Origin of the sequence: Kitasatospora sp. NPDC058170, assembly GCF_042883905.1 — a bacterium.
GTDB lineage: Bacteria > Actinomycetota > Actinomycetes > Streptomycetales > Streptomycetaceae > Kitasatospora.
The window spans coordinates 1-11,590 of the sequence record NZ_JBHVUV010000049.1; the positions used below are offsets into that span (position 1 = coordinate 1).

The 11,590-nt window shown below is 70.4% G+C and carries 9 protein-coding genes; all 9 read right to left on the reverse strand.

The window, feature by feature from the left end; translation table 11 throughout:
* Positions 1-273: 273 nt before the first annotated feature.
* Positions 274-1,959, reverse strand: a complete 1,686-nt coding sequence (locus tag ACFVVX_RS35440) for a ribonuclease J (protein ID WP_387951934.1) — start codon at positions 1,957-1,959, stop codon at positions 274-276.
* Positions 1,960-2,129: 170 nt separating this feature from the next.
* On the reverse strand, positions 2,130-3,029 hold the full coding sequence (gene dapA / locus ACFVVX_RS35445; RefSeq protein ID WP_387951936.1) for a 4-hydroxy-tetrahydrodipicolinate synthase: 900 nt from the start codon (positions 3,027-3,029) through the stop codon (positions 2,130-2,132).
* A gap of 216 nt (positions 3,030-3,245) precedes the next feature.
* On the reverse strand, positions 3,246-3,977 hold the full coding sequence (gene thyX, locus ACFVVX_RS35450; RefSeq protein ID WP_387951938.1) for an FAD-dependent thymidylate synthase: 732 nt from the start codon (positions 3,975-3,977) through the stop codon (positions 3,246-3,248).
* A complete protein-coding gene (locus ACFVVX_RS35455) occupies positions 3,974-4,435 on the reverse strand; it encodes a hypothetical protein (protein WP_387951940.1) in 462 nt (153 codons plus the stop codon). Before ACFVVX_RS35455 ends, thyX begins: the two co-directional genes overlap by 4 nt.
* A 7-nt stretch (positions 4,436-4,442) precedes the next feature.
* A complete protein-coding gene (dapB, locus tag ACFVVX_RS35460) occupies positions 4,443-5,210 on the reverse strand; it encodes a 4-hydroxy-tetrahydrodipicolinate reductase (RefSeq protein ID WP_387951942.1) in 768 nt (255 codons plus the stop codon).
* A 14-nt stretch (positions 5,211-5,224) separates the two neighbouring features.
* Complete coding sequence (locus tag ACFVVX_RS35465) at positions 5,225-6,598, reverse strand: M16 family metallopeptidase (RefSeq protein ID WP_387951981.1); 1,374 nt, start codon at positions 6,596-6,598, stop codon at positions 5,225-5,227.
* 84 nt (positions 6,599-6,682) lie between these two features.
* Entirely contained in the window at positions 6,683-8,890 is a 2,208-nt protein-coding gene (locus tag ACFVVX_RS35470) for a polyribonucleotide nucleotidyltransferase (RefSeq protein ID WP_387951944.1), read from the reverse strand.
* A gap of 435 nt (positions 8,891-9,325) precedes the next feature.
* Positions 9,326-9,616 (reverse strand): 30S ribosomal protein S15, encoded by a 291-nt coding sequence (gene rpsO, locus ACFVVX_RS35475; RefSeq protein WP_031072625.1) that lies wholly within the window; start codon positions 9,614-9,616, stop codon positions 9,326-9,328.
* A gap of 162 nt (positions 9,617-9,778) precedes the next feature.
* Positions 9,779-11,236 carry a type VII secretion integral membrane protein EccD gene (eccD, locus tag ACFVVX_RS35480; RefSeq protein WP_387951946.1) on the reverse strand — a complete coding sequence of 486 codons (1,458 nt, stop codon included), beginning with the start codon at positions 11,234-11,236 and terminating at the stop codon, positions 9,779-9,781.
* Between the last annotated feature and the right edge of the window lie 354 nt (positions 11,237-11,590).

Here is an 11,590-nt window from a genome sequence, read left to right on the forward strand (position 1 = left end):
TTCCTTCGGTCTGCCTTCCAGCAGGCCCTCCGGGCGCTTCGTTCTTTCGTGTTTCCAGCTTATCAGATGTTTTCCGCTCCGTTTTCCGGAGTTTCGTTTATCCGATTTGCTTTCGCCTTTCGGCGCTCCCGAACTCTAGCAGAGTTTCTCGGGCCGTTTTCCGCGCTCCGTTCTCGAATTTCGTTCGAGAACTTCTGCCGGGGCCGTCCCGTGGGGCAACCCGGAGAACATTACGCACCGGGCTGCCCCACGTCAAACCGACCAGCGGGAGGATCAGACCTCGACGACGACCGGCACGATCATCGGCCGGCGGCGGTAGTTGTCCGCCACCCACTTGCCGATGATCCGGCGGACCAGCTGCTGGACCTGACGGACCTCGAGGACGCCGTCACCCGCCGAACGCTCCAGGGCCTCCTGGAGCTTCGCGACGACCGGGACGAACGCGTTGTCGTCGATGCCGGAGCCGCGGGCCTGGATGTTCGGGCCGCTCACCATCTTCCCGTTGGTGGAGTCCACCACCACGAAGACCGAGATGAAGCCCTCCTCGCCGAGGATTCTGCGGTCCTTGAGCGAGGCCTCGGTGATGTCGCCGACCGACGAGCCGTCGACGTAGACGTAGCCTGCCTGCACCTTGCCGACGATCCGCGCGACACCGTCCTCCAGGTCGATGCAGACGCCGTCCTCCGCGATGACCGTGCGGTTGCGCGGCACACCGGTGGCGATGCCCAGGTCGGCGGCGGCCCGCAGGTGGCGCCACTCGCCGTGGACCGGCATCAGGTTGCGCGGCTTGCAGATGTTGAAGAAGTACAGCAGCTCGCCCGCCGAGGCGTGCCCCGAGACGTGCACCTTGGCGTTGCCCTTGTGCACGACCTTGGCACCCCAGCGGGTCAGGCCGTTGATCACCCGGTAGACGGCGTTCTCGTTGCCGGGGATCAGCGAGGAGGCCAGGACGACGGTGTCGCCCTCGACGATCCGGATCTGGTGGTCGCGGTTGGCCATCCGGGACAGCGCGGCCATCGGCTCGCCCTGCGAACCGGTGCAGATCAGCACGACGTCCTTGTCCGGCAGGTCGTCCAGCTGCTTGACGTCGACGACCATGTTGCCGGGGACCTTCAGGTACCCGAGGTCGCGCGCGATGCCCATGTTGCGGACCATCGAGCGGCCGACGAAGGCCACCTTGCGCTTGTACTCGTGCGCGGCGTCCAGCACCTGCTGGATGCGGTGCACGTGGCTCGCGAAGGAGGCCACGATGATGCGCTTCTCGGCGTTCGCGAAAACGTTTCGCAGCGCGGCCGAGATGTCCCGCTCGGACGGGATGAAGCCGGGGACCTCGGCGTTGGTGGAGTCCACCAGCAGCAGGTCCATGCCCTCCTCCGCCAGCTTGGCGAAGGCCGGCAGGTCGGTGAGGCGGCCGTCGAGCGGCAGCTGGTCCATCTTGAAGTCGCCGGTGGCGACGACCATGCCGGCCGGCGTGCGGACGGCGACCGCCAGCGCGTCGGGGATGGAGTGGTTGACCGCGATGAACTGGCAGTCGAAGGGGCCGATCCGCTCGCGGTCGTCCTCCTTGACCTCCAGCACGTACGGCCGGATGCGGTGCTCGGCGAGCTTGGCCTCGATCAGGGCGAGGGTGAGCTTCGAGCCGATCAGCGGGATGTCCGGGTTCTCCCGGAGCAGGAACGGGACGGCGCCGATGTGGTCCTCGTGCCCGTGGGTCAGCACGATGCCGTCGATCTTGTCGAGACGGCCCCGGATGTAGCTGAAGTCCGGGAGGATCAGGTCGACGCCGGGCTGCTCGTCCTCGGGGAAGAGGACACCGCAGTCGATGATGAGCATGCGGTCCCCGTATTCCAGGACCGTCATGTTGCGGCCGATCTCGCCGAGACCGCCGAGCGGGGTGATGCGGAGGGCGCCCTCCTTGAGAGCGGGGGGCGCGCCGAGTTCGGGGTGCGGGTGGCTCAAAAGACTCTCCTCACGACACACGCCATATGCCCGGGGTCCTCCCCCTGGAGACATATGGCGTGCGTACTCAGTGTCGGTTTCCTACTGGGTCGGTGCTCTCGCGCCTTCGTCCGGTCCAGCGACGGACCCCGGAGGGGGCCGGCGAGCCGGGGCGCGCACGTCTGTGTCTGTTACAGGTGTACCCCGCCTGCGGCGAGATCCTTCTTCAATTGCGCGATCTCCTCGGAGTCCGCGCCGATCAGGGGCAGCCGCAGCGGCCCGGCCGGCAGGCCCTGGAGTTCCAGGGCGGCCTTGGTCAGGATGACACCCTGCGTGCGGAACATACCGCTGAAGACCGGCAGCAGGCTCTGGTGGATCGCCGTGGCCTTGGCCACATCGCCGCCCTGGAAGGCCTCGACCATGCTGCGCAGCTCGCCCGCGACCACGTGCCCGACCACGCTGACCACGCCGACCGCTCCGACGGACAGCAGCGGCAGGTTCAGGATGTCGTCGCCGGAGTACCAGGCGAGGTCCGAGCGGGCGATCGCCCAGGCGGCGGCGCCGAGGTCGCCCTTGGCGTCCTTGTTGGCGACGATCCGCGGGTGCTCACCGAGCCGGACCAGCGTCTCGTGGCTCAGCGCGACACCGCTGCGGCCGGGGATGTCGTAGAGCATCACCGGCAGCCCGGTGGCGTCGGCGATGTGCGTGGTGTGCCGGTACAGGCCCTCCTGCGGGGGCTTGCTGTAGTACGGCGTGACGACCAGCAGGCCGTGGGCTCCGGCGGCCTCGGCCTGGCGGGCCAGGTCGGCGCTGTGGTGGGTGTCGTTGGTGCCGACACCGGCCACGACGTGGGCGCGGTCCCCCACCGCCTCCACCACGGCGCGTACGAGACGGGCCTTCTCGGCGTCGCTGGTGGTCGGGGACTCACCGGTGGTGCCGTTGACGACGAGGCCGTCGTTGCCGGAGTCGACGAGGTGGGCCGCGAGGCGCTGGGCGCCGTCGAGGTCGAGGCCGCCGTCGGCGGTGAACGGGGTGACCATGGCGGTCAGGACCCGGCCGAAAGGCGTCTGGGGGGTGGAGGTCGGAGCCATGCGTCCAAAGCTACTCGTAGGCGGTGGGGCGGTACCCATGCCGGTCCAGGGTTCGGACAGGTGTAGCACTCAGGTCGGCGCAGACAGTGGGATTCCGGTGCTGCATGCTCGGGGGTTCAAGCAGCACCGGAATCCGTGTCACGAGCGTAGGGAGCGGCTAGAAAAGCCGCAATCCAGACATGCCCGGCAAACCGTCCATATGCCTATCACCCCAGGTCAGGGGGCGACGCGGCCGTGCTTCTCGAAGGCCGCATGGGTGAGGGGCATGAGCCGGGCCCACTGCTCCTCCATCTGCTCGGCGACCATCTCGATCTCGCGCTGCGGGAAGGACGGCACGGCGGCGTTCTCCTTCTTGGTCCGCAGCGACAGGAAGTGCATCAGCGAACGGGCGTTGCAGGTCGCGTACATCGAGGAGAACAGGCCGACCGGCAGTACCGCCCGGGCCACCTCGCGCGCGACGCCGGCGTCCAGCATCTCCTGGTACGCCCGGTAGGACGCGCGGTACGCGGACTCCATCTGCTCGCCGACCACGTCGAACTGCTTCGGCGTGCCCTCGACGAACTCGTAGCGGCCCGGACGGCCCTGCTGGACGAGCTTGCGCTCCTCGCCCGGCACGTAGAAGACCGGCTGCAGCTCGCGGTAGCGGCCGGACTCCTCGTTGTACGACCAGCCGCTGCGGTGGCGGTGGAACTCGCGGAAGACGAAGATCGGCGCGCTGATGAAGAAGGTCATCGAGTTGTGCTCGAACGGCGTGCCGTGCCGGTCCCGCATCAGGTAGTTGATCAGGCCCGTGGACTTCTCCGGGTCCTGCCGGAGCGCCTCCAGGGACTGCTCCCCCGCCGTCGAGACGCGGGCCGCCCAGATGACGTCCGAGTCGGCGGCGGCGCTGCGGACCAGCTCCACGGTCACATCGCTGCGGAACTGGGGGGCCGTCGTTTCATCGGTCACGCGCTACTCCTTGCGGGTTCGGTGCGGCTGTGCAGTGTGATCGCGTGCTGCATCGTCTTGCGGGCACGCGGGGTGTCCCCGGCGTCGGCGTACGCCACCGCGAGGCGGAACCAGACCCGCCAGTCGCCGGGCTCCGCCTCCGCCTCGGTCCGGCGGCGGGCGAACACCGCGTCGGCCGAGGCCCGGTCGATCCGCCCGCCGGTGGTGCGCTTCAGCTCGTCCACCGGCAGGCCGCCCTCGGCCTCCAGTTCGCGGGCGAGGCGCTCGCTGGCCCGGCCGAAGCGGACGGTCTGGCGCAGGAACCAGACGCCGATCGGCGGGACGACGAAGGCGCACAGGCCCATGCCGATGCCGAGCGGCTTTCCGGTGGCGATCAGCTGGACGCCCTCGCCGACGCAGACCAGGGCGACCAGCAGCAGCACGCCGGACAGGACGAAGAAACCGGTACGAGAGGTCATTCCCGGCTCACAGGTCCAGGAAGTGTTCGAGGCCGAGGGTGAGCCCGGGGGTCTCCACGACCTTGCGCACACCGAGCAGGATGCCCGGCATGAAGCTGCTGTGGTGCAGCGAGTCGTGGCGGATGGTGAGGGTCTCGCCGGTGTCGCCGAACATCACCTGCTGGTGGGCCAGCAGGCCGCGCAGCCGCACGGAGTGCACCGGCACGCCGTCCACGTCGGCGCCGCGGGCGCCGGGCAGGCCGTGCGTGGTCGGGTCCTGCTGCGCGGGCAGGCCGGCCTGCGCGCGGGCGGCCGCGATCAGCTGGGCGGTGCGGGTCGCGGTGCCGCTGGGCGCGTCGGCCTTGCGGTCGTGGTGCAGCTCGACCACCTCGACCGTCTCGAAGTACTTCGCGGCCGTCTGGGCGAACTTCATCCCGAGCACGGCGCCGATGGAGAAGTTCGGCGCGATCAGGACGCCGACGGGCAGCGGCGGACGACCGGTGGCCTCCGCCGGGTACAGCCAGTGCTCCAGCTCGGCCAGCCGGACGTCGTCCCAGCCGGTGGTGCCGGTGACCACGTGGATGCCGCTGTGGACGCAGAAGTCGAGGTTGCGCATCACCGAGTCGGGGTGGGTCAGCTCGACGGCGACCTGCACACCCGCCCGGGTCAGCTCCTCGAGGTCCGAGTCCCGGCCCAGCGCGGCGACCAGCTCCAGGTCCGGGGCGGCCTCGACGGCCTTGACGGCCTCGGAGCCGATCCGGCCCCTGGCGCCGATCACGGCGACACGCAGCGTCATAGCGATTAGTCCCTTCAGACCAGCAGGTCGGCGAGCCCGGCGGCACGCTTGTCGTTGATCGGGCCGATCAGCGCCAGCGACGGCCGGTACGCGCCCAGCACATCACGCGCCACGGCGTGGACGTCGTCCAGGGTCACGGCCGCTATCTTCGCCAGCATCTCGTCCACCGACAGGTGGTGGCCGTAGCTCAGCTCGGCCTTGCCGATCCGGTTCATCAGCGAGCCGGTGTCCTCCATGCCGAGCACGGTGGAGCCGGAGATCTGGCCGATCGCCCGGCGCAGCTCCTCCTCGGTGATGCCGTCGGCGACCACCTTGGCGAGCTCCGCGCGGCAGATCCGCAGCACCTCCTCGACCCGCTTGGGCTGGCAGCCGGCGTAGATGCCGAACAGGCCGCTGTCCGCGTAGGAGGAGGAGTACGAGTACACCGAGTACGCCAGGCCGCGCTTCTCCCGGACCTCCTGGAAGAGCCGCGAGCTCATGCCGCCGCCGAGGGCCGCGTTGAGCACGCCCATCGCCCAGCGGCGTTCGTCGTGCCGGGGCACGCCGGGGACGCCCAGCACCAGGTGGGCCTGCTCGGTGGAGCGGTTGAGCCGTTCGACCCGGCCGGCCGTGCGGAGCGCCTTGACGCCGCGGCGGGCCGGGGCGGGGGCCGAGTCGGAGCGGGCGAGCAGCGGCGCGAAGGCCTGCTCGACCTGCTTGACGACCTTGCGGTGGTCGAGGTTGCCGGCGGCCGCGACGACCAGGTGCTCGGGCTTGTAGCGGCGGTGGAAGAACCCGGCGATCTGGTCCCGGGTGAGGCCCTGGACGGTCTCCTGGGTGCCGAGGATCGGGCGGCCGAGCGGGCCGCTGCCGAAGATCGCCTTGGCGAAGAGGTCGTGCACCACGTCGCCCGGGTCGTCCTCGGCCATCGCCATCTCCTCGAGGATGACGCCGCGCTCGGCCTCCACGTCCTCGGGGCGGATCAGCGAGCCGGTGAGCATGTCGCAGACCACGTCGATGGCCAGCGGCAGGTCGGTGTCGAGGACCCGGGCGTAGTAGCAGGTGTTCTCCTTCGCGGTGAAGGCGTTCATCTCGCCGCCGACCGCGTCCAGGGCCGCCGAGATGTCCAGCGCGCTGCGCCGCTCGGTGCCCTTGAAGAGGAGGTGCTCCAGGTAGTGGGTGGCACCGTTCAGCTGCGGGGTCTCGTCCCGCGAGCCGACGCCGACCCAGATGCCGAAGGTCGCGGAGCGCACCGTCGGCAGGGTCTCGGTGACGACCCGCAGGCCGCCGGGGAGGACGGTGCGGCGGACCGTGCCGGCACCGTCGACCCCCTTGAGCAGGGTCCGGGTGGTGCCGGGGCGCTGCGTCGCCGCCGAGGCCTGGGCCACGGGGTGTACCTCCGTAGTGATGCGAGAACAACAGGGTGCGGCCCGCACGCCGACGGGGCGTGCGGGCCGCGGCCGCTTCTATGGAACGGGGTGGCTAGCGGCGCTTCACTCGGAAGCGGCCTCGCCGCCCTCCTCGCCCTCGACGACCGGGATCAGCGAGAGCTTGCCGCGCGGGTCGATCTCGGCGATCTCGACCTGGACCTTGGCGCCGACGCCCAGCACGTCCTCGACGTTCTCCACGCGCTTGCCACCGGCGAGCTTGCGGATCTGCGAGATGTGCAGCAGGCCGTCCTTGCCCGGCATGAGCGACACGAACGCGCCGAACGTCGTGGTCTTGACCACGGTGCCCAGGTAGCGCTCGCCGACCTCCGGCATGGTCGGGTTGGCGATCTGGTTGATCGTCGTACGGGCAGCCTCCGCCGAGGGACCGTCGACCGCACCGATGTAGATGGTGCCGTCGTCCTCGATGGTGATGTCCGCGCCGGTGTCCTCCTGGATCTGGTTGATCATCTTGCCCTTGGGGCCGATGACCTCACCGATCTTGTCCACCGGGATCTTGATGGTGATGATGCGCGGGGCGTTCGGCGACATCTCGTCCGGAGTGTCGATCGCCTCGTTCATCACGTCGAGGATGTGCAGGCGGGCGTCCTTGGCCTGCTTCAGCGCGGCGGCCAGCACCGACGCCGGGATGCCGTTCAGCTTGGTGTCCAGCTGCAGGGCGGTGATGAAGTTACGGGTACCGGCGACCTTGAAGTCCATGTCGCCGAACGCGTCCTCGGCGCCCAGGATGTCGGTCAGCGCGACGTAGTGCGTCTCGCCGTCGATCTCCTGCGAGATCAGGCCCATCGCGATGCCGGCGACGGCGGCCTTCAGCGGCACACCGGCGTTCAGCAGCGACATGGTCGAGGCGCAGACCGAGCCCATCGAGGTGGAGCCGTTGGAGCTCAGCGCCTCGGAGACCTGGCGGATCGCGTAGGGGAACTCCTCGCGGGTCGGCAGCACGGGCAGGATCGCCCGCTCGGCCAGCGCGCCGTGGCCGATCTCGCGGCGCTTGGGCGAGCCCACGCGGCCGGTCTCGCCGACCGAGTACGGCGGGAAGTTGTAGTTGTGCATGTAGCGGCGACGCGTCTCCGGGGAGAGCGTGTCGAGCTGCTGCTCCATGCGGAGCATGTTCAGCGTGGTGACACCCAGGATCTGGGTCTCGCCGCGCTCGAACAGGGCCGAGCCGTGGACGCGCGGGATGGCCTCGACCTCGGCGGCCAGGGTGCGGATGTCGGTGACACCGCGGCCGTCGATGCGGACCTTGTCCTTGATGACGCGCTCGCGCACGACCTTCTTGGTCAGCGCGTTGTACGCGGCGCTGATCTCCTTCTCGCGGCCCTCGAACTCCGGCAGGAGCTTCTCGGCGGCGATGCCCTTGACGCGGTCCAGCTCGGCGTTGCGCTCCTGCTTGCCGGCGATGGTCAGCGCCTGCGACAGCTCGTCCTTGACCGCGTTGGTCAGGGCGGCCAGCACGTCGTCCTGGTAGTCCAGGAAGATCGGGAACTCGGCGGTCGGCTTGGCGGCCTGGGCGGCCAGCTGCGACTGCGCGGCGCAGAGCACCTTGATGAAGGGCTTCGAGGCCTCGAGGCCGGCGGCCACGACGTCCTCGGTCGGCGCCTCGGCGCCGCCCTCGACCAGCTTGATGGTCTTGGTGGTGGCCTCGGCCTCGACCATCATGATCGCGACATCGCCGTCGGGCAGCGTGCGGCCGGCGACGACCATGTCGAAGACGGCGTCCTCCAGCTCGCTGTGGGTCGGGAACGCGACCCACTGGCCCTTGATCAGCGCGACGCGGACGCCGCCGATCGGGCCGGAGAACGGCAGACCGGCCAGCTGGGTGGACGCGGAGGCGGCGTTGATGGCCACCACGTCGTACAGGTGGTCGGGGTTGAGCGCCATGATCGTGCAGACGACCTGGATCTCGTTGCGCAGGCCCTTGACGAAGGACGGGCGCAGCGGGCGGTCGATCAGGCGGCAGGTGAGGATCGCGTCCTCGGAGGGCCGGCCCTCACGACGGAAGAACGAGCCGGGGATGCGGCCCGCGGCGTACATCCGCTCCTCGACGTCCACGGTCAGCGGGAAGAAGTCGAAGTGCTCCTTCGGCTGCTTGGAGGCGCTCGTGGCCGACAGCACCATGGTGTCGTCGTCCAGGTAGGCCACGGCGGAGCCGGCGGCCTGACGGGCCAGGCGGCCGGTCTCGAAGCGGATGGTACGGGTGCCGAAGGAACCGTTGTCGATCACGGCTTCGGCGTAGAACACGTTCTCTTCCACCTGGAAGATCTCCTCTTTCGTACGTCTCCGGGAGAGCGTCCCCGCGCTTGGCCTGCCGGTGGGCCCTGGACCAGCCGGGCCGGTCTTCGATCGAAGCCTCCGGAGTGCCCGCTCGGTCTGCGGGACTTCCGACGGCCACTACCGAGGACCGGCGCCTCTCGGCTGCCAGGCCTGGACGGGCGGTCCGCGTCTGGACGCTCTCTCGGATGCGGGCGGCTTCCGTTTGAAGCCTTCGTCCCGCGGGGGGTTGGGGTCCTGGTTCGGGTGGCGCGCCATTGGCGCCATCACCCGGCATGCCCACAACCCTACGGTGCAATCCTCGGCCACCTGGGGAGGTGCGCGCGAGTTGTTATGTTCGGGCGCCGCGGATCGTCGGCCGCGGCATACGCGCGAGGGGCGGCTCCCCGGTGTGGGGAGCCGCCCCGTGCGGCGGTCTTAGCGGGCGCCACCGGCGGCACCGCGGCGGATGCCCAGGCGGTCGACGAGCGTACGGAAGCGCTCGATGTCCTTCTTGGCCAGGTACTGCAGCAGCCGGCGGCGCTGGCCGACCAGGATGAGCAGGCCACGACGCGAGTGGTGGTCGTGCTTGTGGGTCTTGAGGTGCTCGGTCAGGTCCGAGATACGGCGCGAGAGCATGGCGACCTGGACCTCGGGGGAGCCGGTGTCGCCCTCCTTCTGGCCGAACTCGGCGAAGATCTGCTTCTTGACGTCAGAGGCGAGAGCCACTGCAACTCCTTCAGAGGTGATACCGAGCAGTCCTGGTCTACGGCACAGGACTCTTGGAGAACTCGGTGTCGTAATGCGGGCGCCGCCTGCTGCCTCCGACCCGGGGCCGGGCACACGGCTGCGCTCGAAGGCCAAGCGTACCAGTGCCGGTCGCCGGGCCGGTCAGCCGGTGGCGCCGCGCACCAGGTTGTAGACGTCGAGCACGGCCAGCGCGATCGGGACGAGCGCGATCAGGGTGAGGCTGTCGACCAGGTCCAGGATGCGCCCCCAGAAGGGGGAGACGCCGAGCCGGGGCACCACCAGGGCGATGGCGGTGAGCACCGCCGCACCGAAGGCGATCGAGGCGGCCAGCCAGATGGTGCGCAGGTCGACGTCGGTGGAGCTGGTCGCCTTCAGGATGAACAGCGGGGTGTGCAGCGACAGTCCGATGATCAGCAGCGACAGGCCGAGCAGGCCCGCGATGGTGAGGCTGAAGACCTGCGCGGTGTAGCGGAACAGCCGCGCGCGCAGCATGGTGGCGATGCCGATGGCCAGGGCGAGCAGCTCGGGGAAGACCTCGTCGGTGAAGCCGAGCACCGCGCAGGCGCCGACGATGACCGCGGCGCAGCCGCCGACCAGGCCGACCAGCACCTCGTGGCCGCGGCGGGCCTGCTGGGCGATCCGCTCGTACTGGACGGCCTCGGCGCGGCCGGCCTCCTCGTCGTAGTCGCGGCTGCGGGTGCGGGTCTGGCCGGGGGCGCTGAAGCCGACGGGCAGCCGGGCGAAGCGTGCGGACAGGCCGGGCAGGAAGCCGATCACGGCGACGGCTGCGACGCCGGTGACGGCGGCGATGTGGCCGGCCGGGGTCTGCGGGAGCAGGACGGCGGCGAAGGTGGCGAGCGCGCCGGCGGCGGCCAGGAATGCGGCGGCGACGAACAGCGAGTCCTTCTCGGGCAGCAGACCGACCAGCAGCACGGCGATGACCAGGACGGCGACGCAGCCGGTGAGGAACTGGAGCCGGCCCGGGCCGTCCCACTTGTGGGCGACGGCGATGATGCCGCTGCCGCCGATCATGGCGTGCGGCAGCGCGCCCAGGCCGAGCGCCAGGCCGGCGTAGGGGTCCTGGTAGACCCGGGCGCGGACGCCGGCCAGCGCGGTGAGCACGACGGCGGTGACGCCGGACAGCACACCGGGCAGGCCGTGCATGTCGTGGCGCAGGTCGGAGAACCAGAGGGCGAAGCCGAGCAGGGTGAGCAGCACTCCGGCGCCGATCAGGCCGAAGGCCCGCATCAGCTCGGGGCTCCAGAAGCGGCGGTCGGCCTCGACGGCGGTGGCGATGGCGTCGGCGACGTCGTCGTAGACGGCCGGCGGCAGCGACTCGGCGAACGGGCGCAGGCTCAGCAGGTCGCCGTCGCGCACCTGCTGGGCGGCGAGCGGCAGTCCGCTGTCGAGCACGGTGCCGTCGCGACGGACCAGGTGGAACCCGGTCGGGGCGCCGTCGGGCTGGGTCTGGCCGGAAAGGCGCAGCACCTCGGGGTAGACGTCCGCGAGCGGGACGTCCTCGGGCAGGGCGACGTCGATCCGGCTGTCCGGTGCGACGACGGTGACCCGGCAGAAGCCGGTCGTGGCGGCGGTGCTCATGCGCACCCCTCGATCGCTCGGCGCACTGGGCGCTCCCCCTTGTTGGTTGACTGTGCCGCGTACCGGCGGTGGTCTGGTCTGGCTGCTGCGCGGGCGCGGCCGGGGCGGAACTGGCTCGATCCGGCCATGAGTTGGCGCGGCGTTACCCTACCCGCTCCGTTCGTGCCCGGTGCCGCGCAGGGTGCGGTGGGGTAGGGCCGGTACGGCCCGCCGGGGCGACCAGTAGGATCGGCCCCTGCGCAAGGCGACGGGGGCAGGGGCCGCGCTCCTCCCCGGGTGCCTGCGGTCGGCGGAGCGGGGGCGGCGTCACACGGGGCGTCCTCACCCGTACGTATCCAGTTGCGTGAGGGCTGA

What these genes read in the sequence shown, in the direction of transcription:
- dapB (WP_387951942.1), bottom strand. Translation starts at nt 5,210, where the DNA reads ATGACGCTGCGTGTCGCCGTGATCGGCGCCAGGGGCCGGATCGGCTCC.
- ACFVVX_RS35455 (WP_387951940.1), bottom strand. Translation starts at nt 4,435, where the DNA reads ATGACCTCTCGTACCGGTTTCTTCGTCCTGTCCGGCGTGCTGCTGCTG.
- eccD (WP_387951946.1), bottom strand. Translation starts at nt 11,236, where the DNA reads ATGAGCACCGCCGCCACGACCGGCTTCTGCCGGGTCACCGTCGTCGCA.
- dapA (WP_387951936.1), bottom strand. Translation starts at nt 3,029, where the DNA reads ATGGCTCCGACCTCCACCCCCCAGACGCCTTTCGGCCGGGTCCTGACC.